Origin of the sequence: Faecalibacterium prausnitzii (assembly GCF_003287405.1) — a bacterium.
Lineage (GTDB): Bacteria > Bacillota > Clostridia > Oscillospirales > Ruminococcaceae > Faecalibacterium > Faecalibacterium intestinale.
On record NZ_PRLD01000007.1, the window covers coordinates 97,588 to 123,421 of the forward strand.

25 protein-coding genes are annotated in these 25,834 nt (G+C 41.2%); 23 read left to right on the forward strand and 2 right to left on the reverse strand.

Annotated features, from left to right (window positions below):
• Positions 1-74 precede the first annotated feature (74 nt).
• The 3 genes from C4N24_RS08580 to C4N24_RS15655 are packed head-to-tail and all read left to right on the forward strand — an operon-like array spanning position 75 to position 2,273.
• Positions 75-782: a tyrosine-type recombinase/integrase gene (locus C4N24_RS08580; protein WP_181573066.1), complete on the forward strand. Its 708-nt coding sequence runs from the start codon at positions 75-77 to the stop codon at positions 780-782.
• A complete protein-coding gene (locus C4N24_RS08585; protein ID WP_242983220.1) occupies positions 772-1,848 on the forward strand; it encodes a DEAD/DEAH box helicase family protein in 1,077 nt (358 codons plus the stop codon). Before C4N24_RS08580 ends, C4N24_RS08585 begins: the two co-directional genes overlap by 11 nt.
• A complete protein-coding gene (locus C4N24_RS15655; RefSeq protein WP_242983221.1) occupies positions 1,836-2,273 on the forward strand; it encodes a hypothetical protein in 438 nt (145 codons plus the stop codon). The genes C4N24_RS08585 and C4N24_RS15655 overlap by 13 nt, the downstream gene beginning before the upstream one ends.
• Before the next feature lie 771 nt (positions 2,274-3,044).
• On the opposite strand, the gene C4N24_RS08590 is transcribed toward C4N24_RS15655, so the two are convergent.
• Positions 3,045-3,329 (reverse strand): hypothetical protein, encoded by a 285-nt coding sequence (locus C4N24_RS08590; protein ID WP_112091063.1) that lies wholly within the window; start codon positions 3,327-3,329, stop codon positions 3,045-3,047.
• Between the two features lie 360 nt (positions 3,330-3,689).
• Here C4N24_RS08590 and C4N24_RS08595 point away from each other — a divergent pair, with 360 nt between their 5' ends.
• From C4N24_RS08595 to C4N24_RS08690, 19 genes are all read left to right on the forward strand, one after another.
• Positions 3,690-3,875 carry a hypothetical protein gene (locus tag C4N24_RS08595; RefSeq protein WP_146746797.1) on the forward strand — a complete coding sequence of 62 codons (186 nt, stop codon included), beginning with the start codon at positions 3,690-3,692 and terminating at the stop codon, positions 3,873-3,875.
• 290 nt (positions 3,876-4,165) lie between these two features.
• The gene (locus C4N24_RS08600; protein WP_112091065.1) at positions 4,166-4,840 is read left to right on the forward strand and encodes a sugar transferase; all 675 of its coding nucleotides are present in this window, start codon (positions 4,166-4,168) and stop codon (positions 4,838-4,840) included.
• Positions 4,841-5,416: 576 nt separating this feature from the next.
• The gene (gene cps2T / locus C4N24_RS08610; RefSeq protein ID WP_112091066.1) at positions 5,417-6,649 is read left to right on the forward strand and encodes a beta 1-4 rhamnosyltransferase Cps2T; all 1,233 of its coding nucleotides are present in this window, start codon (positions 5,417-5,419) and stop codon (positions 6,647-6,649) included.
• Between the two features lie 21 nt (positions 6,650-6,670).
• Positions 6,671-7,285 (forward strand): DUF1919 domain-containing protein, encoded by a 615-nt coding sequence (locus tag C4N24_RS08615; protein WP_112091067.1) that lies wholly within the window; start codon positions 6,671-6,673, stop codon positions 7,283-7,285.
• 16 nt (positions 7,286-7,301) lie between these two features.
• Entirely contained in the window at positions 7,302-8,459 is a 1,158-nt protein-coding gene (locus C4N24_RS08620) for a glycosyltransferase (RefSeq protein WP_146746798.1), read from the forward strand.
• Positions 8,460-8,519: 60 nt separating this feature from the next.
• Entirely contained in the window at positions 8,520-9,827 is a 1,308-nt protein-coding gene (locus tag C4N24_RS08625; protein ID WP_181573067.1) for a glycosyltransferase, read from the forward strand.
• Positions 9,828-9,847: 20 nt separating this feature from the next.
• Positions 9,848-10,378, forward strand: coding sequence for a serine acetyltransferase (locus C4N24_RS08630; RefSeq protein WP_112091070.1), 531 nt, complete (start codon positions 9,848-9,850; stop codon positions 10,376-10,378).
• A gap of 67 nt (positions 10,379-10,445) precedes the next feature.
• Entirely contained in the window at positions 10,446-11,387 is a 942-nt protein-coding gene (locus C4N24_RS08635; RefSeq protein ID WP_112091071.1) for a glycosyltransferase, read from the forward strand.
• A gap of 40 nt (positions 11,388-11,427) precedes the next feature.
• A complete protein-coding gene (locus C4N24_RS08640) occupies positions 11,428-12,525 on the forward strand; it encodes an EpsG family protein (protein ID WP_112091072.1) in 1,098 nt (365 codons plus the stop codon).
• 97 nt (positions 12,526-12,622) lie between these two features.
• Positions 12,623-13,831 carry an O-antigen ligase family protein gene (locus C4N24_RS08645; protein ID WP_112091073.1) on the forward strand — a complete coding sequence of 403 codons (1,209 nt, stop codon included), beginning with the start codon at positions 12,623-12,625 and terminating at the stop codon, positions 13,829-13,831.
• Entirely contained in the window at positions 13,832-14,806 is a 975-nt protein-coding gene (locus C4N24_RS08650; protein ID WP_112091074.1) for a glycosyltransferase family 2 protein, read from the forward strand.
• A 48-nt stretch (positions 14,807-14,854) separates the two neighbouring features.
• Entirely contained in the window at positions 14,855-15,826 is a 972-nt protein-coding gene (locus tag C4N24_RS08655; RefSeq protein WP_112091075.1) for a glycosyltransferase, read from the forward strand.
• 25 nt (positions 15,827-15,851) lie between these two features.
• Positions 15,852-16,985 carry a polysaccharide pyruvyl transferase family protein gene (locus C4N24_RS08660; RefSeq protein WP_112091076.1) on the forward strand — a complete coding sequence of 378 codons (1,134 nt, stop codon included), beginning with the start codon at positions 15,852-15,854 and terminating at the stop codon, positions 16,983-16,985.
• Entirely contained in the window at positions 16,982-18,508 is a 1,527-nt protein-coding gene (locus C4N24_RS08665) for an oligosaccharide flippase family protein (RefSeq protein WP_112091077.1), read from the forward strand. The genes C4N24_RS08660 and C4N24_RS08665 overlap by 4 nt, the downstream gene beginning before the upstream one ends.
• Positions 18,509-18,577: 69 nt before the next feature.
• Positions 18,578-19,693 carry a Coenzyme F420 hydrogenase/dehydrogenase, beta subunit C-terminal domain gene (locus tag C4N24_RS08670; protein ID WP_112091078.1) on the forward strand — a complete coding sequence of 372 codons (1,116 nt, stop codon included), beginning with the start codon at positions 18,578-18,580 and terminating at the stop codon, positions 19,691-19,693.
• 88 nt (positions 19,694-19,781) lie between these two features.
• Positions 19,782-20,684, forward strand: a complete 903-nt coding sequence (locus C4N24_RS08675; RefSeq protein WP_112091079.1) for a sugar phosphate nucleotidyltransferase — start codon at positions 19,782-19,784, stop codon at positions 20,682-20,684.
• A 130-nt stretch (positions 20,685-20,814) separates the two neighbouring features.
• Positions 20,815-21,732: a hypothetical protein gene (locus C4N24_RS08680; RefSeq protein WP_112091080.1), complete on the forward strand. Its 918-nt coding sequence runs from the start codon at positions 20,815-20,817 to the stop codon at positions 21,730-21,732.
• Between the two features lie 132 nt (positions 21,733-21,864).
• Positions 21,865-22,827 carry a bacteriophage abortive infection AbiH family protein gene (locus C4N24_RS08685; protein WP_112091081.1) on the forward strand — a complete coding sequence of 321 codons (963 nt, stop codon included), beginning with the start codon at positions 21,865-21,867 and terminating at the stop codon, positions 22,825-22,827.
• Between the two features lie 68 nt (positions 22,828-22,895).
• Positions 22,896-23,222 carry a hypothetical protein gene (locus C4N24_RS08690; RefSeq protein WP_112091082.1) on the forward strand — a complete coding sequence of 109 codons (327 nt, stop codon included), beginning with the start codon at positions 22,896-22,898 and terminating at the stop codon, positions 23,220-23,222.
• An 816-nt stretch (positions 23,223-24,038) separates the two neighbouring features.
• Here the strand turns inward: C4N24_RS08690 and C4N24_RS08695 are convergent.
• Positions 24,039-25,124 (reverse strand): acyltransferase family protein, encoded by a 1,086-nt coding sequence (locus C4N24_RS08695; protein ID WP_112091083.1) that lies wholly within the window; start codon positions 25,122-25,124, stop codon positions 24,039-24,041.
• A gap of 399 nt (positions 25,125-25,523) precedes the next feature.
• Between C4N24_RS08695 and C4N24_RS08700 the strand changes: the two genes are divergently transcribed.
• Positions 25,524-25,811, forward strand: a complete 288-nt coding sequence (locus tag C4N24_RS08700; protein WP_005923585.1) for a co-chaperone GroES — start codon at positions 25,524-25,526, stop codon at positions 25,809-25,811.
• Positions 25,812-25,834: the final 23 nt, after the last annotated feature.

Here is a 25,834-nt window from a genome sequence, read left to right on the forward strand (position 1 = left end):
TCTTTTTGTTCCATTTTCTGGAAGTGTTGAGCGGGCGAGAGGGATTTTTCGCGAAAAAAGGAGGAGTCTCTCTCGTGCGTAACCGTGATTTAAGACCCGCTGCCAAGGCAAATCCCACCATCCAACAGGCCTTTGAAAGGTTCCAAAAGTACAACCGGCTCAAGAACCTCTCCCAAGGCTCGCTCGACTTCTATGCCGCAAAAGGTAGGAGCTTCTTTCGGTTTCTGGGGGATACAGAACAGCCCATCCATACCATCACAGAGGAAACGGTGGAGGATTATATCTTCTATATGAAGGACCAGCAGCTCCACGATACGACCATCAATACGAACCTCCGCATGGTGCGTGCGTTTTTGTACTGGTGCATGGAAAAAGGCTATCTGGAAAAGTATCCCATTCGACTGGTGCGTGCCGATGATCCGATCAAGGAACCCTATACCACCGACGAGCTGCAGAAGCTGCTGAAGGAACCGGACTGCAAGACCTGCTCCTTTGCCGAATACCGCAACTGGGTCATTGTCAACTTCCTGCTTGGTACCGGCTGCCGTGCGTCCACGCTGCTCAACCTGCAGATCGGAGATTTGGACCTTTCTGCCGGGACAGTATTTTTCCGCCACATGAAGGCGCGTAATCAGCAGATCGTACCGCTCTCCAAGGCACTGGTCAGGATCATGGAGGAGTATCTGGAGCATCGCAGCGGCGACCCTACAGCCTGCAAAACAGTACATCACAGATCTTGTTGGCGAGGATTACAAGAACTGGCATGGGATCGTGGTGCTTGATGCGGGCACGAACTCCGGCAAGACCTATTTTATTCTGAAGACATTGCTGCCGTGGGCATATGAACATCGTAAGCGTATCCTGATCCTGTGCAATCGCGAAGCTCTGCGCAACCAGATCGAGCGCGATGTGAACCGTTTGGGGAGTATAGAGGTATCCTACGAGGACTATGATCCCGCGCTTGGAGGAATTGTTGACAAAACCGCCATAGATAACAAGTATGAGCACACCATCTGTGTTGAAACATACCAGTGGCTGGAAACCTTCCTGCAAAGGAATGAAGATGCCGCCAAAACTTATCTGAGATCGTTTGATTGTATCGTGTCAGACGAGTATCACTACATGGTAACAGATGCCAGCTTCAACGATCATGTGGATGCAAGCTATGAGGCTATTAAAGAGCTTTGGACAACGAAGACCTGTATCTTTATGAGCGCTACCGCCCGCCCCTTCTTTGACTATTGGGAGCTGCGGAATATGATCCCGGAGGGACAGCACTATCGTCTGCCGATGGATTATCGGTTTGTGTCAAGCGTGAAATTCTTTTACCGTGACGATGACGAATTGGATATCATCCGCCGGGTACAGCCGGGAGAAAAGATCCTCGTTTTTGTGAATACCATCGCCAAGCTACGAAAACTGCGGGACACTCTGAAAGCAGATGGTATAGAGGATGTGGTGTGCCTGTGCTCCAAATACCGTCAGGAAGCGGAGGAATTTGACAAACTGGATGATGTGCTCGTGGGCAATGTTCTGCAGCATCAGGTTACACTGACCACAACGACCCTCTATAATGGTGTGGATATGAAAGACCGTGCGCTGAAATATATTGTCAGTGAACTGTGGAACCCGCTCGTTAATGCGCAGATCCTTGGCCGCAAACGTCCCTTGGATGAGGGGGATACCTGCGCGGTATATTTGCTGCATTACCCCAAAGAACGTCTGGAAGGAGAACTTAAAAAATCGAGAAGTATCAGCTGGAACCGGTCAAGGCATATCGAAAATGGTTTGATGATAGGAAGGCATGGAAGGCATACCTGCATCAGCCTGAAACAGTGGAAATACTGAAAAAAAGCCATACAGTCGTTCTGGACCCACGGGAAGGTGAATACTGCTGGCGGAAGCGTGCGACCTTGCAGGCTCGTGTAGAACGTGTTTTCCTGCTGCAAATGCTCGAACAGGGGTATCAGACAGAGCTGCTGAAAAAAATCGATGAAAGCCTGCTTGCAAAAGTAGAGCGCCTTGACCCGCCGCTGCTGCTTGCATATCTGGATGCCCATCTGAATGAGGAACGCTACTATGAAGACTGGCAGAAGATCTTCTTTGAGCTGGGGCACATCTACAACAAGGCAGATGGACACGCTGAAAAATCGTTGCCAAGCTATACCTTTGCACGTCAATGGCTGCAGCACTATGGATATGATTTACAGAAGAGACGTGTAACAAGTGGAGAACTGCGAAATAAGAACGTTTGGTGGGTCACAAAGCAGTAAAATGCGCACAAAATTCACTATACTATATAGCAAAGTGAAAAATATGCGCACCAAGACCGCTTCTTGATTGACTTTATTTGTTTTTTTTTTGCGTGGTTGTGTTGGCCGAGTGCTTCTTGAACGGCCGAAGCATGAGGACGGGACAGAAACGCTCGGTTAACATGATCACGCCAACGTAAATCTTGACTAAGCGAACCTGTGAGCTTTTTCAAGATTGGAGTTGATCTAAATGGTATGAGCGCCAGCGAATACCTTCCTCTTTATCAATCCTTCACCAATAGGACGCATATCAGAAATGGGCGACGATTTGATCAGAGTGAAATATCTCAAATAGTTGAGAAAAACATCTGTTGCGGTGTGATTCTGTCTGGAAATGTATGTGGGTACCTCAATTTGTCAATTATTTATATTCTAGTAAGTGTCTGCCCGGCGGATGGTATCACAAGCCGTTGTCCTATCTGGATTGATGCGATTAAAAAATGAATTTCAAAATATGGCGCGTTACCGTATAATGCGAGGGCGTCTATGTGGTGGACACCGTTTTGTGGCGGAATTTTAGGCTGCAAAAAAGGGGTACTTAAATTGATTGCCCCTGAAAGCGAATCATGAGAGTACCGTGTGTGACTTCCTACCTCAATTACCAAATTGGTAATCGAGTTCAATGGGTCAAGACATGCTTTGTTGCGCTGATATAATGGTCATGGCTGCTCTCCTTTAAATAATGGGCGTCCTCTCACAGCCCGGCGAATCTCTGTCTTTACGGGTGCATTTTTAAACAACGTCAAGGGTAATGGTGCCGCTCTCTTTGGTGATGATCTCATACTTGGTGGACTGGATATCTCGCAATACCAGCTTTTCAATACTCAGGATGCTGGCAAGGGGGATGGAAAGCATGGTGTGTCCGGCCATGAAATGCAGCTCTGACTTGTTCCGGTGTGTATGCAGCTGGATGTCTTGAAATGCGATGTCTGCCCCGATAAAGACGGCGCACCCACTGGCTTTGCACTCGGACGTCTCGGCAAGAAAGGTGTCAATAGCGATTTTATAAGTATCCATGAGGAGCCTCCTGTAATTTTATAACTGCACTCTCCAGCGCCTTGGACAACTATATGACCACACATTTTGTCCATCGATGATTTCATCTGGAGCTTTCATGCGAAACTGGGCAATGTGCAAAAAAGTTCTGGCTGAATCGCATTTTTTTCTAAAGCATGGATGGATACATTTCCTCGGATTTCTATTGATTCCCAGATATAACCATGATAGAATAATAAGAGAATTCAGACGGCCACGTAGAAGAACTGGTATCCTCTGTTTTGTGATGGAAGGATACGCCTTGATTGCGGTAAGGAGGTGAATCCAGTGGGCTTATGTCTGTTTGCGAACAATCATGTGATAGATCATGAGGAAACCCGAATGATAGATCAAAATAAAAAGCCCACTGCTGTTTCCCTTGCTGGCGTGATGCGCAAAGGTGAAAATGAAGTGGGCTTGTTGAGGTTCTACAAAAATGTGAAATATTGCATACTGGAAGCATTGCACACGCGGCGCTTGAGCTGCAGCATGACGTTCTGGTTTTCATTACGGCCACATTGCATTTGAAATGACCTTGGGCGAAGCTGTCGTCCGAGGGTTTTTGCTTGCCCGGAGATCAGGAATAACGGTCTGCCGGTTTTAGGAAAAGAGGAACGGTTATCTAAAAGGAAGGTGCTTGCCGGAACGGTGTGAGTTAAAGAGATTACTTTATAGAAGTTTGCGTTTTAAATGTCCAAGCAACATCCGCAAACTGCATATCGCAAATAAGCCGTGTTGATAGGCACTATTTCTGAAAATTGCGATAAAACGAATAACGATAAGAAGTGCATAGAAAAGGATTTATGTGAGGAGAAAAAATGGCTACGAATACTGTCGGAATCGATAAGGAAGTTGAAGTTAACCGCAAGGAAAATCTGCGCGACCATCGCCTGTACTGGATCGGGCGGCGGACGCAGGATGTAATTTTGTCGTCTCTGGCGTTGGTGGTGTTGTCGCCGGTCATGCTGGCTACGGCTATCGCAATTGTGGTGGACGACCCGTCTGCTGGTCCTGTTTTCAGTCAGGAGCGCATCGGCCGCAACGGTAAGCCCTTTAAGTTCTATAAGTTCCGCTCCATGTGCCCCAATGCAGAGGCAAAACTGGACGACCTGCTAGACCAGAACGAAATGGATGGTCCCGTGTTCAAGATCAAGGACGACCCCCGCATTACCCGTGTGGGCAAGTTTATCCGCAAGACCAGTATCGATGAGCTGCCGCAGCTGTGGAATATCCTGAAGGGCGATATGAGCATCGTTGGCCCCCGCCCGGCGCTTCCCCGCGAGGTGGAGCAGTACGGCGACTACGAAAAGCAGCGCCTGTATGTGACTCCCGGCCTGAGCTGCTATTGGCAGATCGCCCCGCACCGCAACGACCTTTCTTTTGAAGAGTGGATGGATCTGGACGTGAAGTATGTGAAGGAGCGCAGTTTCTGGGTCGATTGGAAGATTATTTTTAAGACCTTCAAGGTGTGTCTGCTGGGGCATGGGGAGTAAAAAAATAGTACATGGAAGGATAACGGTTGGAAAGACGAGATGGAAAAAGACCTTAGAATTGCGGTGTTTGGACAGAAGCGGTTGTCAAGAGAGGGCGGCGTGGAGATCGTTGTATAGGAGCTGTGCACGCGGATGGCGCAGCAAGGCTGTCAGGTGGGTGACCTGCTACAACCGGTCGGGGCACCATGTGAGCGGTGCGGAGTATGACAGTACCGATAGCACAAACTATGAGGGAATTCGGCAGAAGTACGTTCCGACGATAGAGAAAAAAGGGGCTAGAGATATAATAGGGTCAACCAAGAGAACCTACGATAATTAAAGGGTTTTGACGGCTTGAGTTGTCCTTCAAATGTTTTATTTGTTGAAAAACTGCAAGAAGCGGAAAATCCTGGGGGTTATATGTAGGAGGCTTTTGGAAGCTCTGTTTTGACCCACAAAAAGGAGCAACAAATAAAGATTGAAGGAGAGTTCAAGCCTACGGTGGATTGCCTTTGTGCGACCCGCCGTAGGTTTGTTTTTATCCATAAGGGAATAGATGCAACATTAGCGATAAAAATGTGAGGATGGAATAGAGGAATGAATTCAAAAAAAGAAGTGCAGCACGTATACCTTGTCGGAGCGAAGTCATTGGGGGCTTACGGAGGTTATGAGACCTTTGTCTACAAGCTCACAGAGTATCACCAGAATAAAGAAAACATCAAATATCATGTTGCCTGCAAAGCCAATGGTGACGGCTGCATGGATGAGAGCAAATTTGATGGTGTGACAAAAATCAACGAACATGAATTTGAACTCCACAATGCCCACTGTTTCAAAATTGATGTTCCTCAGATTGGGCCTGCGCAGGCAATCTATTATGACGTTGCTGCGCTGAAAGCGTGCTGCGAGCATATCAGGAAAAATCAAATTCCGCACCCGATCGTCTACATAATGGCATGTCGTATCGGACCCTTTGCTGGTCATTTCTATAAAGAAATCCACAAGTTGGGTGGAACTGTGTACTTGAATCCAGATGGACATGAATGGATGAGAGCTAAGTGGTCCGCACCGATTCGGAAGTACTGGAAGATTTCTGAGCAGATGATGGTTAAGTACTGTGATCTTGCCATCTGTGATTCTGTGAATATCGAAAAGTATATCCATGAGTGCTATGACGGTAAAGGAATCAAGGGCAGAAATCCGAAAACGACCTTCATTGCCTACGGTGCAGATTTGACCCTCAGTAAGCTGGCTGACGATGATAAAAATCTGGTGAGCTGGTATAAGGAAAAAGGATTGACGAAGAAGGACTATTACCTTGTTGTCGGTCGTTTCGTGCCGGAGAACTCTTTTGAAGTCATGATCCGAGAGTTTATGAAGAGCAAGAGCCAGAAGGACTTTGCCATCATTACGAATGTGAATGACAAATTTTTGAATGAGTTGGAAGAAAAACTTCATTTTAAGAGCGATAGGAGAATCAAATTTGTTGGCACTGTTTATGATCAGGAACTGCTGAAGAAGATTCGAGAGAATGCCTATGCGTATTTCCATGGTCATACGGTTGGCGGTACCAATCCCTCGCTGATTGAGGCTCTCGGCAGTACGGATCTGAACCTGTTGGTTGATGTTGGTTTCAACAAGGAAGTGGCAGAGGATTGCGCTTTGTATTGGAGCCGTAAACCGGGTAGCCTTGCGAAGTTGATTGATAAGGCAGACCGAATGAGCGCAGATGAAATTGCAGAAATGGGCCGGAGAGCTAAGAAGCGTGTGGCGGAAGAGTACACGTGGGATAAGATTTGTGGGCAATATGAAGATATATTTACAAAGTAAGAATACGAGGAAGTGCAGTTTATGAAAATCTCAAAGCGTTACAGAGCTTTTTTGAGGAAAAGACTAAATGCAGAAAATCGAAAAAGACTTAAAAATGAAAATTTTACGATACTATGTAATAACTGCGTAGGGGGGGTAATTCTTCACGAGTTGGGGGAACGCTTTAACTCTCCAACGGTTAACTTGTTTTTAAGTGCAGAGGACTACATTCGGTTTTTGGAAAAACTGGATTATTATTTGAGCCAGGCTCTGGTAGAGATTCAAAGCGACAAGGATTATCCTGTTGCAAAACTGGATGATCTGACAATTTATTTTATGCACTATCTGTCTTTCAGTGAAGCAAAAACAACTTGGGAAAAAAGAACAGCAAGAATCAATAGAGATAACCTTTATGTTATTTTAGTTCAGCAAAATGGATGCACAGAAGAAATTTTAAAAAAATTTGATGAACTGCCTTATAAACATAAGTTGGCACTGACGGCACGGCCTATGCCGGAAATTAAATGTTCATATTGTATTCCTGGTGCAGAGCAACCGAATGGTGATGTAATGGATTTGTGTAAGTACAAGGGAAAATTCACGGGTAGGCGATGGATAGATGATTATGATTATGTGGGATTTTTAAATATGAGATGATGTGAGGAGAAAAACGGTGACGAATGAATGTACAAAGATGAAGAAAGCGTTGATTGTGACTGCTCTGGCACGGTTTACAAAAAGCTTTTTAACGAACGATATTATTACACTTCAAAAAATGGGGTATGAAGTACACTGTGCTGCAAACATTCATCATGCTGGAGCAGAATGTATGCTAGCATATTTTGAGGAAATGAATGTTATTTTTCATCAGATCGATTTTTCGTCTAGTAAACCGTTGTCTTCTGAAACATTAAAGGCATATAAACAGATGGCAAAGTTGTTCAAAAAAGAACACTTTGATTTAATTCATTGCCATACTCCGATTGCGGGTGCAATTGCTCGATTCGCAGGAAGAAGGCAGCGAAAAGCAGGAAGTATTGTAATATACACCACACATGGATTCTATTTTCACAAGCACTCTAGCAAGAAAACATGGATCGTTTTTCATACCATTGAAGATATGATGTCAAGATATTGTGATGCCATCATTACCATTAACAGAGAAGATTACGAGAATGCAAAGAAATTACATTGTAGAAAAGTTTTTTATATTCCAGGAGTTGGTGTGGATACAAAGCGTTTTCGTGATATAGATATAGATCGTTCGGCGTATAGAAAGATGTTGGGTATTAGAGACAATCAGCTGTTAGTACTGGCCGTGGGCGAACTCTCCCACAGAAAAAATCATCAGATTGTTGTTAAGGCACTTGCTAAGGCTCAAATACCGGGTGCAGTTTTTATGGTTTGTGGCAATGCTATGACAAGTGCAAATACAAAAGAAGAATTAGAACAACTTGCCAAAGAAGTTGGTATTGATTTGAGGCTTATGGGACTTCGCGATGATATTCCGCAGATTTGTAAATGTGCAGATATCGGTGTTATGCCATCAACGAGAGAAGGACTTGGTCTTTCTGGTATTGAAATGCTGGCTGCAGGTCTTCCCGTGATAGCATCTAATGTGCATGGTATTGTGGACTATATTACGGATGACGTTGATGGCTATTTGTGCGACCCATTTGATGAAAATGCATTTGCAAAAGCTATTAGTAAGCTGGCTGACGAAAACCTGCGTAAATCTATGATTGAAAATTGTGAGAAAGCAGCAGAACCATTTGATGTTGAACATTCTAAAAAAGCGATGCAAGACATCTATTTTGAAATGCTGAATTGAGAAAAGACGATGAACATATTACATTATTCACTTGGCTTCCCTCCGTTCCGTCGAGGAGGAATGACACAGTATTGCTTGGATTTGATGATTGAACAGGCTAAAGTCGGGCATCAGGTTGGGCTTTTATGGCCGGGTAGACTATATGATCTTACTCCAAAGTCGAAAGTAAATCAAAAACAAAAATATAAGCTACAGAATGATTTGTATTGTACAAGTTATGAATTGTTAAATCCATTGCCGATACCCTTAATGGATGGAATTCAAAATCCTGCGATGTACCTGGTTAAGAAAGAAAAAAAGGTATATACCGAATTCTTTCAAAAACACACATTTCAGGTGTTTCATATTCATACGTTTATGGGACTTCCTTCTGAACTAGTAGAAGCGGCGCATGAAGTGGGAGTTAAGACTGTATTTACTACTCATGATTATTTTCCGATATGCCCACGTTGCAATTTATTCCATTCTGGAAAAGATTGTCAGGATGACAAAAAATGTTCCGATTGTGTAAGCTGCAATCAATATGGCTTGTCATTTAATAAAATGAGACTTTTTCAGTCAGAACTGTATAAAAGTGTTAAGGAAAGCTCTGTTATCAAGATGCTTCGTGCTAGACACAATAGGAAAATGTACGATGCAACAGAGCAGGTGATTGAATCAGAAATTATTGATGCGAAGAAGCAAAAGGAATATCAGAATTTACGCAACCGTAATATAGTTTTGCTTGAAAAAATGGACGTTGTTCATTTCAATAGCACAAATACGCTTTGTATTTATAAGAAGCGAGGATACGCCGGAGATAATGCGAAAGTAATATCAATATCCAATGGAGCAATTGCAGATCATAAAAGAATACGAAAAGTAGGTTCACCGGTAAGATTTGGCTATTTAGGACCTCTTACTACCCACAAGGGATATAACTTGTTTAAGAATGCATGCGATGCATTGTGGCAAAGTGGAGAACATAATTTTGAAGCCCACATTTTTGTTGAAATTAATAATCCACCGCCATATATGATATGTCACAAGCCATATTCTTACCAAGAACTTCCTAATGTTATGGATCAATTTGATGTTTTGATCACTCCTAGTAAATGGGAAGAAACATTTGGATTCACTGTACTAGAGGCGTTGAGCTATGGAATTCCAGTAATTGTGAGTGAAAAGGTTGGAGCAAAAGATTTGATTCTTGAGGGGAAAAACGGTTTTGTAATTGAGGGTTCTGTTCACAAGCTAAAAGATTGCTTAAAAAAAATTATTGACAATCCGTCTATTGTCCGGCAAATGAATTCTTATACGGTGGAAAATTTCGATGTCAAAACAATGGCAGAACATGCACATGAAATTGAAAAAATGTATAAAAAATAAGATTATAGTAGGAGACCAAAATGTATAAAGGCGATAGAACAAGATGGCTTTCTGAAATGCGTCATCCCGAATTGGTTGCACAGTATAGATTTGTGAGGGCAAAACGTCGTTGTGAATACTGGGCAGAAAAAAGTAAGATTGTCTATTTATGTGTCCGATTTATATACGAACACTATAAAGTGAAATACAATACAGATATTCCGGCTCGCTGTAAAATCGGGGGGGGGTTCAAAATACGGCATCTAGGAGGAATTGTTTTCAATCCAGGTGTTGAAGTAGGAAAAAATGTAGATTGCCTTAATGGTGTTCTGCTTGGGCAGATTGACAGTGGTGCAAAAGCCGGTACGCCAATCATTGGAAATGATGTGTTTTTGGGCACAAACTCAATTGTTGTAGGAAAAGTAAAAGTAGGAAATGATGTATTGATAGCTCCTGGCGCATATGTTAATTTTGATGTTCCTGACCATTCAATTGTAATCGGGAATCCGGGGAAAATAATACCGAAAGAAAATGCCACCGAGGGGTATATTGCATCACCTGTTGTAGAATAAATACCAAATGAAGGATAAGCCGTATAAGTAAATACGGTAGTCATTTGGCTTGAAGGAGAAACAGATTATGCAGGGGAAAATTAGCATTATCGTTCCCGTATATAAAGTAGAAAAAGAACTGGATCGCTGTGTGCAGAGCTTGTTGAAACAGACATATAAAAATCTGGAAATCATTTTAGTTGATGATGGAAGCCCAGACCGTTGTCCAATACTTTGTGACCAGTATGCAATGGAAGATGAACGGATACGTGTAATTCACAAGAAAAATGGCGGACTTTCAGATGCGCGTAATGCTGGTTTGAATTTGGCAACAGGAGAATATGTCTTATATGTTGATTCGGATGATTACATCGAATTGGATTCCTGTGAACGATTAATAAGTGCCACAAGTGATGGGCAAGTAGATATTGTCGTTGGAAACGCAATTATGGAGAAGCCGGATGGAAATGAGAAAATGATTCATTCTGCAACACCGGCGGGATTTATATATAGCGCAAAAGACTTTGTTGAAAAGGCAGTTTGTGAGTCTCAATGGTACGCGCCGGCATGGTTGAATATGTATAGGAGAAAATTCCTTCTTGATAACGAATTATATTTTAAAAAAGGTATTTATTTTGAGGATGTTCAAATGTTACCGCGCGTTTTTTTGCCTGCCAAAAAAATTACATGTATAGATGAAACTTTCTATCATTATATCATTCGTGAAAATTCAATTATGACTTCGCAGAGGGATGAGAAAAAGAAAAATGACTCGGTTAAGAATTTGAAAGAATGGAAAAATCAATTTGATTTGTTAGATGATAAAGCATTACAGAAGTGTATGTATGGGATGCTTGTAAAGATGTACATACATGAATGCCAACTATATGATATACATGGTTTTGTCATTGATGGAATGGACTTTTCTTTTTGCTTTAAGAATGCATTGAACAAAAAGGAAAAAATTAAAACAGTTTTGTTTGGTAAGATGCCGAAGGCATATAGTATTTTAGCAAGATATCTTTCCTGAAAATTCAAATTAGAAGGGAGTTCTAAAGGAGTATAAATGTATGACAGTTTATATAGGACTTTTGTTATTTATTGCTATAGTAGCATTCATCAATAAGAAAACCAACTTATCGTCTAAATACTTTTTATGGATTTCTTTCATGGCGATGACCCTTGTTCTTGGATTGCGTGGATCTACTGTCGGAGAAGATACAAAAATGTATCTATCTGTTGCGAATGCCGCATCAAGAATGTCATGGAAAGATATTTTTTCATCTTTTCCAACAACTGAATGGAACTTTATTTCTTATGGAATCTATGGTGGATATAGTGAACAGACAGAAACCATATACATGGCATATAATAAGCTGATTATGTCTGTATTCCATAATCCACAATGGGTTCTAATTATAACTGCTGCTATTACATGCTATTTCATGATGCGATTTATTTGTAACAATGTAGAGCAGTATAGTGATTTGTATCTTGCAACGTATGTATATATGTGTGATTCCATATATATGAGTTCCTTTAATATTATGCGACAGGTTTTGGCTTTGTCAATTGCGGCGCAGGCTATTGAGGAAGTTAAACAAGAAAAGTATAAAAAAGCAATCGTGTGGGTTGCTATTGCGGCGTGTTTTCATCTGTCTGCACTATTGTTTGTGGCTGTGTTATTGATATATAAGCTGAAGGAAAAAAGAAAGTATTACAAATGGATAGTGTTAGGAGTATGTATTTTACCAGTCGCACTTCCCCTATTGACAACGATAGTTTCCAAGATTTTGCCGAAATATGTATCTTACCTCCAAACAAGTTTTTGGAGTGCAGAGGCGAAAGGTACACTTGTACTATGGGGAATTATAATAATTGCGATTCTGATTATGATAAGACGTAAAGATAATGATGAGAGAACATGGTGGCTGATTTATATGGCAACCATTTATATTGGCGTTGAATTGATCGGAATGAGATATACGGTGATCTCTCGTGTTGCAATGTATTTCCGTATAGGATTGCCTCTCTTTTTCCCAACAATGAAAAAATATTTTAACACAAACAGTAGACTAATATATGTTGGAGGCCTACTTTTTGTAATGACATGGTCGTTCTTAAGCTATGCAAGTTCACCGGCACGTTTGTATACTTTCGGATTTTAGAGTCATGTGATATGAGGGTGGAAAGAGTAATCTGATTTGGTAGAAGATTGAAACTACCGATGCTAATGAGTAAGGAAAGGTTTAAACGGTGTAGAAGGTGAAACTAGATATAAATTATTTTGCTGTTCAAATAATGTGGCTTGCCTTATTTTTGCGAATCACAGCAGTTAATGAAATCACTTGGCTTCTGATTGAGCTAATGGGCTGTCTGTTTTGTACAGGGTATGTTATTAAAAATATAAAATGTATCAATAGATCAACACTCATCTGGGGGGGGGTACTGGCGTTTTCCTATTTGATTTCTTCGGCAGTAAATAGGCAATATAATGGATTATATGTTACATTTTCAGGTGTGATTTATGCATGGAAAATGATACTGTATATTGCTGTTCCTTGGATTTCAGTAATGAAAAGAGGAAGTAGGAAGATTGCAAAAGTATCAAGGGACTGCTTGCTTCTATATTGGGTTCCGTCTGTGATAACAGTACTGATTCAAGGAAGGAATGTTGTAGATAATGCAAACAATATATACTTTATTGGAAACAAATTTAATGTGGCTTACCTAAATGTGATATTGCTTTGTTTCAATTTGTATCTGATGAGGCGTGATAACAACGAACGACAACGGTTTGTGCTTTCACTAAAAATACGCCATAGTAGTGTGTTGAACGGTTTATTCTATTTCCTAATCATCTATTTGGATCTATACATGAAGGCATATACTGGATTGTTTATGATTATTTTTGTCTTACTCTTGTCTTTTATTTCAAGGCTATTCAAGTTTAAAATAAACAGACGCTGGACAGGATTTTTGAACTTTATCAGCAGCCCGATTGTTCTTGTAGTCTCAGTTATTCTTTCGGGAATTGTGACGGTTGCACTTGATGCTATTATGAGTCTTCCCACTATTGCCACGTATCTAGGAACGATAGGTAAAACAGGAAATATTCTATCTCGAACTTTGATATACAAGAATCTGGGTGAGATTATATCAAAAAAGCCTTGGATTGGATATGGATATGGTACAGCAGTAGTTTCACGATATTTTGGTCCTAATGCACAAAATGGATTAGCACAGGTGGCAATTCAGGCTGGCATCATTGGAGTTGTGCTGATGCTGCTTATAACATATCATTGCGGTAAAATGGGGAAGAACTCAGGAGGAAGAACAGCTCCCTTCCTATTTGGCGTGTATGCTTTCATTCTTTCGGCAACTGTTGAAATCACGCTGGGCGGCTCTTTCTTGATACTGTTAGCGTTTTATTGTGTATGTGGGTGGGAGAGAAAAGTTAAGGAGGAAACCTAAATGAATGAACTCGTAAGCGTTATAGTTCCTATATATGGCGTAGAGGATTATCTCAGCAAATGCGTTGATTCTATCATCAACCAGGCATATAAGAATTTAGAGATTATACTGGTTGATGATGGAGGAAAAGATAAATGCCCAGAAATATGCGATGAATATGCAGGGAAAGATAGTAGGATAAAGGTGATTCATAAAGAGAATGGTGGATTGTCTGATGCCAGAAATACCGGAATCGACATTGCAAAGGGAGAATACCTTGTATTCATAGATAGTGATGACTGGGTAGAAACCACGATGGTAGAGCATTTACTGGATGCCTGTAAGAAGTACAATGTTAAACTGGCGGCCTGTGGCAGGTATATCACTGATGGAACAGTCATAAATGGAACAGCTTACGAAGGAACTGAAGGAGTTTACTCATCGGAAGAGGCACTGAATGAGATTCTCTCTGGAAAGTCACTTGATGTTGCAGCGTGGGATAAGATTTATGTCCGGGAATTATTTGATGATATTCGTTACCCGGTAGGAGAAAACAATGAGGATATAGCAGTGTTCTATAAAATAGTGGATGCTGCTGGAAAAGTTGCTCATTGTGGAACAAATGAATACTATTATCGAAGCAGACCCGGAAGTATTACAAAACTTAAGTATAGTATCGATGCAAGAAAGGTAATAGAAAAGAATTTGAATTCTATTGAAGCCTTTATCGCAGAGAAATACCAAGGGTGCGGAAAGGCATTTAACCGATATAAGGCTGTGAACATCTACGCACTATTGAACAAGTATATTAAGTGTAAAGGAACAGGAAAAGCACAAGAGTATGAACATTTAATGGCAGAATTTCGGAAATGTAGGCGGGATTTCTTCAGAGATGAGCAAACGCCTAAAAAAGAAAAGATGATTGCTTCTTTGATCCTCTTACATCTTTATGATCCATATTTGAGAGTGAAAGAAAAAATCAAAGGATATAAATAACATAAGGACGAGGCAAGTTTTGGGTGTTAGAGAGGTGGCTGAAAGTCGATGAATTATTTGGATGATCAGACCATAAAGGTCAGTATTATAATCCCAGTATACAATTGCGAGAATTTACTAAGACGAACAATTGACTGTGTACTTAGCCAGTCTTATTCTAATATCCAATTGATTCTCATAGATGACGGATCAATAGATAACTCGCCAAACATATGTGATGAATATGAATCACAGGATTCACGTGTAAATGTAGTTCATCAAGAAAATGCGGGAGCATCCGCGGCTCGAAATACTGGATTAAAATGGGTACAGGGCGATTATGTTGCATTTATCGATGCAGATGACATGGTTTCAAAGCAGTATATAGAAATACTTCTATATTGTGCCTTGTCAACAAAAACGAGGATTTCAACGTGCGAGGCTTTTTATTGCAGTGAAAATGAATATAAACAGTATCCGATTGAAACCCTCAGACCAAGAGTTATAAAGGTTCCGGATTATAATTTTATGGAAGCATGGTCTCATGCTACAGTTTGGGGAGCATTGTTTAAGAAAAATCTTTTAACGGATCTGATGTTTGACACAGAAATTTCAGTGGGAGAGGATTCGCTGTTCTTTGCAAACGCTTTAGCTCAGTGTGACAGTGTTTCGTATATCTCAAATAAATTGTATTACTACTTTATATATGATCAATCAGTTTCACACGGCATTTATAATGAAAAGAGACTGTCTGAGTTTACGGCATGGCAAAAGATCAACACACTTGTCGCCCCGATAAGTGAGACTCTTGATGAATCTTCTAAGGCGAGGATGGTTCGTCATGCAATCGAAAGATATAAGGAAGTTTTAAGACAAGATGTGCCAAACGAGGACATCTTGATCTTTTTCCGAAATATGATACTGAAGAATAAAGATTCCTATCTGAAGCTAAATTCGTCACAGAAGGCTAAGATAGAAATGTATTTGATATTAAAAACACCGAAGATGTATGAAATTGCTTACAGAAAGCATAAGAGTTAAGAATTAGAATGGTAGGAAAAATAAGATGAACGAAAAGATTGGCATATTAACATTTCATAAATCAATTAATTATGGCTCTGTCTTGCAATCGTGGGCTCTTTCAAGAGTTATTTCGAAGAGATTTGTTGTAGAAATTATTGATTATGAACCTCAGAATTACGAATTTCTCTATGCAAATTACCGGCAATGGAACAGCTGGAATAACATAAAATACAATCTAAAAAGAATGCCATTATCTTCAGCATTAAATAATCAACGGCAACGGTTCAAAAAATTCAGAGACGAGCAACTACCGTTAAGCAGAAAGAAATATAATTATAACAACGGTTGTGATATAAAAGAAGAATATAAGGGAATCGTTGTAGGAAGTGATCAGGTATGGAATATTCGTGCCAAAGATTGCGATCCTATCTTTTTTCTTCCATTCAATTATTCGGGAAACAAAGTTTCTTATGCCTGTAGCATAAATGATACAGACTATACCGAAAAGAATCTTCCGTCAAACCTGGCAAGTGAAATTTGTGATTTTGATTTTATTTCCATAAGAGAGGAATCAGGAAAAAATAAACTTGAACAATTCATTGCAAAACAGAAAAAAGTTTACACATTATTAGATCCGACGCTCCTGTGTAATAGCTCAGAGTATGACAGTTTGTTAAATGATCGAATTGTAGATGGAAAATATATTTTCTTATACAACGTCTGGACGAGTGAAGCGGGTATTCAGGCTGCAAAGTTTCTGTCCGAAAAGTTGAATATGCCTGTTTATACTATTATGACAGCATCAAATGTAAAGGAGATAAACCTACTGAAGAAAAGTGGAATATTGGTAGATACAGTCAGAACATCGCCATCTGATTTCCTAAATTTCTTTAAATATGCGTCTTATATTGTAACGGAATCATTTCATGGGACTGCCTTCTCCTTAATATTTGAGAAGCCTTTTGTTTGTGTCAGCAACCGCACAAATGATGAACGATTGAATAATATTCTAACGCTTGTTGGGCTTAAAGACCGCTATATGAAGTTGGGTGAACTGCAGACTTATGACCTGAAACAAGAGATCGATTACGAGATCGTTACTGAAAAGAAGGCGAAAAGAGCAGGGGAATGCATAGAACTCCTCTATAAAGCAATTGGGGGTGAAGCTAAATCATGAAAATGGAAAAGACCAAAAATGCTTCAAGAAATATTGTCTTTGGCGTCAGCTTGAAAGTGTACCAGATTCTTCTCCCGTTTATTATGCGTACAGTTATGATGTACACAATAGGGGTAGAATATCTTGGATTAAATAGCTTGTTCACTTCCGTACTTCAGGTGTTAAATCTGGCCGAATTAGGTGTTGGAAGTGCAATGGTATTTAGTATGTACAAGCCAATTGCGGAAGATGATTCTATTACTATTTGTGCGTTGATGAAGCTATATAGAACATACTACAGAGTGATTGGAGGTATCATTCTTGTAGTGGGTCTTCTATTAACCCCATTTATGCCTAAATTGATATCGGGGCCAATACCCGAGAACATGAATATATATTTCCTGTATCTGCTCAATTTATTGGCAACGGTATTAACTTATTGGCTTTTTGCTTACAGAAACAGTGTTCTGCAGGCTCATCAAAGAAACGATCTGATTAGTAAGGTCACACTTGTCACGGACACAGTAAAATATCTTCTGCAGATTGCTGCACTTGTAGTACTTCATGATTATTATTGCTATGTAATAGTACTCCTGCTGACACAGGCATTAAACAATGTATTAACAGCGATAATAGCAAAAAGAGTATTTCCTCAGTATAATCCAGAAGGCAAACTGGCCCAGAATGAAATTAAACAGATCAATGGAAAAATCCGGGATTTGTTCACTTCTAAATTGGGATATACGATTGTCAGTTCGGCAGATACCATTGTTATCTCAGCATTTTTAGGCTTGACAGTACTGGCACAGTACCAGAATTATTATTACATTATGAGTTCTATCATCGGGTTTATGTCAATCATATATGCTTCCATTACTGCCGGAGTTGGAAACAGTATGATTACGAAGTCAGTTGACCAGAACTACAGAGAGTATTGTGTTTTTTCTTTACTCGTTTCCGTTGTGAGTGGAATTTGTTGTGCTTGTTTTTTATGCCTCTATCAGCCCTTTATGACATTGTGGATGGGAGAAAATCTGCTTCTGCCTTTTTCACTTGTGGTTTTATTGTGTGTGTATTTCTGGATATATGAATACATTATGATGGCCAGTGTTTATAAGGATGCTGGAGGAATTTGGCATCAAGACCGATTTAGACCATTGATATCAGGTGTTGTAAATCTCGCCTTGAATTTGGCGACAGTAAGATTTATTGGATTATATGGCATTGTCCTATCAACTATAGTTAGTATGGCAATCGTTAGCGCACCATGGATAACCTCAAATATTTTCAAATTAATATTTAAAAAGAATCCAGTTAGCTATGTTGTGAAAATAGTTTATTATGTTTTTTCAACAGTCTTAGCATCAACAGCCGCATATGTTTTGACAAGCCTTATTTCTATTAATGGGGGGATCGGTTTAATAATTAAGGCAATTGTGTGTGCTGCTTCATCTGTTTTCGTTATGGTTATTCTGCTTTGCAGGATGAAAGAGTTTTCTGATGCGTTATATCTTATTGCAAGGATGTTCCATCTTGAAAAATAACTAAAAAAATGAACTGAATGATTTTTAATGATGAATTCAGATACGCGCTTACAGGGAGGAATGCTATAAATGAGAACGGTATGTGATAGAGGGCGATGTACTGGATGCAGGGTCTGCGTTAATGTATGTAAAAAAGACGCGATTTTTATCAAGGATTCACTTTCTGCAATGAATGCAGTGATTGATGAAGTTAAATGTGTTAATTGCAAAATGTGTGAGAAAGTATGTCCAAATAATAATCCTGTTGATAAGGTGCAACCTCAAAAATGGTATCAGGGTTGGGTATGTAAAACAAGAGAACAATCTTCTTCTGGTGGGGTGGCGGCTGGTTTGACGCAGAACTTCATACAAAACGGTGGTTATGTTGCGGCTTGTCTTTTCAAAGATGGTGAATTTGTATTTGATATAACGAATGATTTGGATTATGCAAGGAAGTTTGCAGGATCAAAATATGTTAAAAGCAACCCCAAAAATATTTATTCAAAAATCTATGAGAGATTAAAACAGGGAGATAGGGTGTTGTTTATTGGTCTGCCTTGTCAAGTGGCAGCACTGAATAACTACATAAAAGATAAGAAAAATCTGTATACTGTTGATCTTATCTGTCATGGCTCCCCATCTCCAATTATTTTGGAAAAATATCTAGCTGAGAATTATGTTGACATAAGAAAAATTAAAGATTTGAATTTTAGGAATAAAGATGGATTTGGACTAAGGTCTGGATATAAAAGAATATCTTTTGATGATGGTTCAGATCTGTATACTTTTGCATTTCTGACATCGCTTGATTATACTGAAAATTGTTATTCATGTCGATATGCGACTTTGGACAGAGTTTCAGATATTACATTGGGAGATTCATGGGGAAGCGAATTAGAGGCAGAAGAGCAAAAAAAGGGAATTTCATTAATTCTGTGTCAAACGGAAAAAGGAAAAGAATTATTGAAAAATACGAAAATTGAATTAAGAGATGTAAATTTGAATAAAGCTGTAAAGGCTAATCATCAGTTGAGCTACCCGTCAAAAATGCCAACTGAGAGAAAGATATTTTTCAAAAACATAGATAAGGGATTTTATTATGCTATCTCACGGTGTCACCCGAAAATGTATTATATCCGTCGGTTGAAATATATTCTTCATAAAGCAAAAATCATCCGGGGGGGGGGCAGTAGAGATAAAAATTGATATGTATGATATGACATATAAGAATTAAAAAATTCAACTATAGAGTTATTACATAATTGTTTTTAATGAAAAGAGAGAAAAAGTCTAAATGAACACAACATTACTTATCATGGCGGCCGGAATCGGTAGCCGATTTGGAACAGGAATAAAACAGTTGGAGCCGGTCGATGATGCTAATCATATCATCATGGACTACTCAATCCATGATGCGATTGAGGCTGGCTTCAATCATGTAGTATTTATCATCCGTAAGGATATCGAGAAAGTGTTCAAAGAGGTTATCGGTGATCGCATTGCCTCCATTTGCTCTTCTCATAACGTAACAGTAGACTACGCTTTCCAGGATATCGACGATATTCCAGGAGAACTTCCGGAAGGCCGTACAAAACCGTGGGGAACCGGTCAGGCCGTGCTTGCTGCTAAAAATGTGATTGATACCCCGTTCATTGTGATCAATGCAGACGATTACTACGGTAAGGAAGGTTTCAAGGCTGTTCATGAGTATCTGATGAATGGCGGCAAGTCCTGCATGGCTGGTTTTGTTCTGAAGAACACGCTGTCTGATAACGGTGGTGTGACTCGCGGCATCTGCAAGATGGACGAGAATGGAAACTTGACTGAGGTTGTGGAAACCAAGAACATCGTGAAGACTGCAGATGGAGCAGAGGCCGACGGTGTGGCTGTTGATGTGAATTCTCTTGTTTCCATGAATATGTGGGGACTGACTCCTGATTTTCTGGATGTGTTGGAAGATGGCTTCAAAGAGTTTTTCGAGAAAGAAGTACCGAGCAATCCTCAGAAAGCCGAGTATCTGATCCCAATCTTCATCGGTGAACTGCTGAATGAAGGTAGGATGTCTGTGAAGGTTCTGAAGACCAACGACACCTGGTACGGCATGACCTACCATGAAGATGTCGCAGCAGTAAAGGACAGCTTCAAGAAAATGTTGGCGGATGGTGTGTACAAGGCTGATTTGTTTTCAGACTTGTGATATACTGGGAACAATAGTTCCCTACGCTGCTCGAAACTTTGCACGCCTCTTCGTGGTGAGTAGCAGGCAACACAGCAATACGATACTGTGGCTAAGAATGCAGAGAAAAAATAATAAGGAAAAATATAAGATGGGCTATAGGTATCATAATTATACGGATACGGCAGAACTTGAAGACATTGGAATGACACTGGCTAACTTTCTTCGGTACGCAATGATGGCTTTTCGTCCAGCAGAAACGCTACTGATATGTACTGTACTTACGCTATTAGTTGCAATTCCATGTGTGCTGATTCTTATAAACAGTGAGAGTAGCAGCACAAGGTATGCGATTGCAATGGCAATCGTGACAGGTGTCATTGCCTCTGGATTGGTGTCCCTTACCTTGGAAATGTGCAATAATTATAGGCATAATAGAAAGAGATTTGTTGTTCTTAACTATTACCTGCATATAGTCAGTTCTTATGAGGAATATATAAATTGTTCGAGTCATGGCAAATATGAAAAATACAATAAAGATGCTTGCTATTATTTGAGCTTTCAGAAAACGGGAGAGATTTCAAATCGTCTGCACGCGGTTGCAGAACTGGTTTTAATAGTTGCACCGCCGGTCGATGAAGCGTTGGAAAAGGGAAGCGAATATTTAGCTGTAAAAGAAATGCAGTATGCAACGCGTGTAAAAGATGCGGCAGAAGATATTTTAGAAATCGCAAAAAATCAGATTTTCGAACATATGAAAAACCATAACTACAGCTTTTTTGACTGCCTTGAGGAAAAATATAGGGATAAACTTGTTGCGTATTCAGATCATGTCGAGATTCGTATGACTGATAAAAACCTAGAAAGCGTCGTATGTGACTACATGCTTAACAATTTTGATGAGCAGACTAGAGATGTAAAGGCTAAACTTGTAGCCAAACTTAGTAACTTTGATTATGCAATGCACGAGTTGCAGAAGATGATGCGGCTTGAACCCGTGATGTACGAAAATCTTATTCCGATGGAGGAGAAATTTAAAATGGACGATGCGAAGCTGAATAGTAAATAGTATTTATGGGAGCGTGAGCTCCCATTGCTGCTCGAAACTTTGCACACCTCTCCGTGGTGAGCAGCAGGCAACGCTGATAAGGCGGCTAAGAATGCAAAGGATAAGCTCTTGGAACTTAAGAGGAGTGTTCCTATGAAGAAGCTGTATATTATTGGAAACGGATTCGACATTGCTCACGGTTTAGATACAGCATATTGGGATTTTAGGTCTTTTTTATTTGACAACTATCCTCAGTTCCTCGAAAACTTTGAGTACTGGTATAATGTTGGCCGAGTTGATTTCTCGAGCCCTAGGCTTTCGGCAAATGCACGTCAGCAATGGGAAGAAAGAACAAAAGTCAAGCTGTGGTATGAATTGGAAAATGTTATGGGCTGTCCAAACATTTATGAGATGATGGATCGTTCAGAGTCTGTTTTAAATGATATGGACTTAGACAGTGGGCTTGTTGGAATCGAAAGCACTATGAATTCGTACTGGCAAGAGCAGTATGGATATATTAATAAGTTTGAGCAGTATGTAAAAGAATGGATTGAAACCATAGATACAACGGACATTGAGCCGAAAAGAATGGCATTGGTGGAGAGTACAGACTACTTTTTGAATTTTAATTATACGGATACTCTAGAGACTGTTTACAAGATAGAGGATGTTCTCCATATTCATGGTGGAGTCAGTTCAGTATCTGATATTGATCCCATTATGGGACACTGTAATTATCAGGATATTGAGGAGCATCGTAGATTGGCAGGAGAGGCCGATGAGGTACTTAATGAAGGAGAAGCCAGCATTCATCGGGCGATTGCAAACTATCTTCGGTCAATATACAAAGATACTAACTCGATAATCAGTTTATCGGAGTCATTTTGGGAGAAACTTAGTGATATTGATGCGGTTGTAGTTGTTGGTTGGGCAGCAGGAAAAGCTGATTGGCCGTATCTGAGAAAAATTCAAAAGTCAATCAAAGATGATACAAAGTGGCACGTATATTATTATGATAACAAAGCCCTGGCGGCATTAAGTAAAGCAATGCAGGAAGAAGGCATTGAAGGGAAATATGAAGTGACATATATGCAGACAAGAGAGTTTTGGGATTGAAGCGTTGTTTTTGCCATTCTACAGTGCTATACTAAAACCATAATACATAATAGAAAGGCGGATATCTTATGCCCAGAACCAAAGGTAGTAAGAACAAACCGAAAGTTACCAACAACTTTGCATCCCAGATTGCAGAGAAGAAGGGATTCATCGCTTCCCTGACTTTTGAAATCACTTCCATCACCGCCAACATTGACACTTTGAAAGCTGACCTGAAAGAGAAGAAGACTGCTCTGAAGAAGGCCGAAAAAGAAGTGGCATCCCTGGAAGCGAAGAAGGTAAAGGCAGATGCTAAGGCAGCAGAATCCGCAAAGAAAGCTGAAGCAGAGGACGTGCTGAAAAAGCTGCTGGCCAGCGGCGTGAGTGCAGACGAGATACTCGAAAAACTAAAATAATCTTTTAGACCTCAGACCGTGTGGGTGTGGTTACAAAATCCCATCCATACGGTTTTATAATAGAACGATTGTTTTATATCGAACAAATATACACGTTTTTCATTCCATTCCTCAAAATCACTTCCGGTGAAATTTCAGCAAAAGAACAGCAGGGGAGAGCACAGGCAAAGTAGTTACTGAGCAAATAAACAGCAATGAACAACAAGGATAAGAAATAATCAAAGCAATCAGCACATCAAAATAAATTCAGTCACTTCAAAAGTACTCTTCAAAAATCAGAAATACTGCATCGTCCAAGCCAGACCATCAGTACACCAATCAAACTATCATCCACCCCTCACCACACCCCACCCTGAGGAGCGCATCTGGGCAGGGCGAACGCCCCGGGCCCCGGACGCTCCGAAGATCAAGCACGACAAGATGAAACAATTTTACATGATTGACATAGGGCGGAAAATGTGATACTATCATCTTATCAAAAAAGTGCGAATCCCTCTCGCTCACGAAGGGAAAATCTCTCTCGCGATGAGAAATAAAACGATACAACGAACGAAAATGGACTTTGCCGAAGGCTGGCAGACACGAGGGACTTAAAATCCCTTTCTGGAGACAGAGTACGGGTTTGCCCCCGCCGACAGTATTAAAAACCCCAGAATTATTCTCTAATTCGAATGATTCTGGGGTTTTCTTTTTGTTCCATTTTCCGGGAACGCTGGAGGGGCGAGAGGTTTTTTACGAAAGAAAAACCTCTCATACGCAACTAAAATCCATGACATAACTTGGCGCAGTGTAGAGAGACTGAAGCTGTCTTTTTGTTTACTGTGCAGCAACCTTTGCATGACGCTGCCGCACCCGGCGTTCCAGCGCCTTATAAAACCAGCTCAGGCAGAGCGTGAGCAAAAATACGGTCAGGGTCCAGACCACAGGCTGCACTGTAATGTCAAGCTTGTCTGCAACCCGCTCCATATACCGGATCAGTACCTGATGGATCAGAAAGCCGTAAGGGGAGAGCTGTGCCAGCCACAAAAACGGCTTTGCGGATAGCAGCCGGGAAATGAACCCTTTGCCCATGGCGAGCAGCCAGACCAGCAGCACCGCAGAGGGAGTGAACAGCACATTGTACCGGAAGGCCACTGCGCCCAGAACCCCTGTCTGCTTGGCGGCGATAAAAAGGCAGCCGCCCGCAAGCAGTACAGCACCCAGTTCCAATAGGGAGAAAGCACTGCGCGGCAGTGTGCTCTCCTGTTTGCGGCTGTGGTAAAGACAGCCCGCGCAGCAGCTGATAGTAAAATCGCCTGCCCGGAACAGCGGACACAGATAGGTCAGGTAGAATGCGGCCTTTCCGCTGAGCCCGGCTTTCCAGACCGCAAGGGAGAAAAGGCACTGTACGCAGAAAATTGCTGCGGCAATGCAGCGCAGTTTGCGGGCATCGGCCTTTTTCAGCACGGCGAGAAGCGTGGGAAAGATGGCATACAGAAAAGCCTGCACCGAAAGATACCAAGCCACTCCATTCAGGCAGAACCAGAAACGGCTGGACGGGATCCATGTTTGCAACAGGAAAATGCTTACCGCAAGCTGCGCCGCACAGGAGAGAACCCCGCGGGCAGAGGGCTGCGCCAGAAGCCCCTTCAGTACAAATAACAGGGCGGCAGCCATCATAATAAGGTGCAGCGGATACAGCCGGCGTATTTTTTTAAAGGAGAAAGCTATGGCAGACTGCAGCCCCGGTGCTGTGCGAGGGCGGTCGTAATAGTTGCAGACCATCAGAAAACCGGACAGCGCTACAAATACTGAAATCGCCCACGGACCAAGCCACGGCGCCCCGCAATGGGAGATGACCACGCACAAAAATGCGACTGCCCGCAGTCCTTGTAAAGATGAGATCAGTTTTTTGTCTGTCACGGTATCCTCCGTTCTGCCGCAAAGCGCGGCAGCTGTGTTTTTCTATCGCAATTTTCAAAAATAGTGCCTATCAAGACGGCTTATTTGCGATATGCAGTTTGCGGCTGTTGCTTGTGCATTAAAAACGCAAACTGCTATAATGCGCTATAAGTATAAAAAAGGCGGCGCGTCCTGTCAAGGATGCGCCGCCTTTTTTGCGTGGCAGAGTACGATTTTTGGGCGTCATAAATTCTTAACAAAGAAAAATCGCAAAACCCCTTGATTTTTCAGGGCAAGATGAGTACAATACACTTAGCACTCAGAGAAAAGGAGTGCTAAACCACTGCGGGGCACACACGAAGCCCCCGCAGGACGCAACAAAGTTTCAAATAAATTCAATATAATTGGAGGGCAAGAATTATGAAGATCATTCCTCTTGCAGACCGTGTTGTCATTAAGACTGTTGAAGTTGAGGAGACCACCAAGGGCGGCCTGATCCTGACCGGCAGCGCAAAAGAGAAGCCGCAGGTCGCACAGGTCATCGCGGTGGGCCCCGGCGGTGTCGTGGACGGTAAGGAAGTCAAGATGACCGTTAAGGTCGGCGACAAGGTCCTCACCAGCAAGTACTCCGGCACCGAGGTCAAGGTGGACGGCGAAGAGTGCACCATCGTGCGCCAGAGCGACATTCTGGCTGTTGTGGAAGACTGAAACTGAATTTTCCCTTTTCAATT

Bases quoted from the DNA above. Each gene is read 5' to 3' on its own strand.
- C4N24_RS08590 (WP_112091063.1), bottom strand. From the start codon at position 3,329: ATGGATACTTATAAAATCGCTATTGACACCTTTCTTGCCGAGACGTCC.
- C4N24_RS08595 (WP_146746797.1), top strand. From the start codon at position 3,690: ATGATAGATCAAAATAAAAAGCCCACTGCTGTTTCCCTTGCTGGCGTG.
- C4N24_RS08600 (WP_112091065.1), top strand. From the start codon at position 4,166: ATGGCTACGAATACTGTCGGAATCGATAAGGAAGTTGAAGTTAACCGC.
- cps2T (WP_112091066.1), top strand. From the start codon at position 5,417: ATGAATTCAAAAAAAGAAGTGCAGCACGTATACCTTGTCGGAGCGAAG.
- C4N24_RS08615 (WP_112091067.1), top strand. From the start codon at position 6,671: ATGAAAATCTCAAAGCGTTACAGAGCTTTTTTGAGGAAAAGACTAAAT.
- C4N24_RS08625 (WP_181573067.1), top strand. From the start codon at position 8,520: ATGACACAGTATTGCTTGGATTTGATGATTGAACAGGCTAAAGTCGGG.
- C4N24_RS08630 (WP_112091070.1), top strand. From the start codon at position 9,848: ATGTATAAAGGCGATAGAACAAGATGGCTTTCTGAAATGCGTCATCCC.
- C4N24_RS08635 (WP_112091071.1), top strand. From the start codon at position 10,446: ATGCAGGGGAAAATTAGCATTATCGTTCCCGTATATAAAGTAGAAAAA.
- C4N24_RS08640 (WP_112091072.1), top strand. From the start codon at position 11,428: ATGACAGTTTATATAGGACTTTTGTTATTTATTGCTATAGTAGCATTC.
- C4N24_RS08650 (WP_112091074.1), top strand. From the start codon at position 13,832: ATGAATGAACTCGTAAGCGTTATAGTTCCTATATATGGCGTAGAGGAT.
- C4N24_RS08655 (WP_112091075.1), top strand. From the start codon at position 14,855: ATGAATTATTTGGATGATCAGACCATAAAGGTCAGTATTATAATCCCA.
- C4N24_RS08660 (WP_112091076.1), top strand. From the start codon at position 15,852: ATGAACGAAAAGATTGGCATATTAACATTTCATAAATCAATTAATTAT.
- C4N24_RS08665 (WP_112091077.1), top strand. From the start codon at position 16,982: ATGAAAATGGAAAAGACCAAAAATGCTTCAAGAAATATTGTCTTTGGC.
- C4N24_RS08670 (WP_112091078.1), top strand. From the start codon at position 18,578: ATGAGAACGGTATGTGATAGAGGGCGATGTACTGGATGCAGGGTCTGC.
- C4N24_RS08675 (WP_112091079.1), top strand. From the start codon at position 19,782: ATGAACACAACATTACTTATCATGGCGGCCGGAATCGGTAGCCGATTT.
- C4N24_RS08680 (WP_112091080.1), top strand. From the start codon at position 20,815: ATGGGCTATAGGTATCATAATTATACGGATACGGCAGAACTTGAAGAC.
- C4N24_RS08685 (WP_112091081.1), top strand. From the start codon at position 21,865: ATGAAGAAGCTGTATATTATTGGAAACGGATTCGACATTGCTCACGGT.
- C4N24_RS08690 (WP_112091082.1), top strand. From the start codon at position 22,896: ATGCCCAGAACCAAAGGTAGTAAGAACAAACCGAAAGTTACCAACAAC.
- C4N24_RS08700 (WP_005923585.1), top strand. From the start codon at position 25,524: ATGAAGATCATTCCTCTTGCAGACCGTGTTGTCATTAAGACTGTTGAA.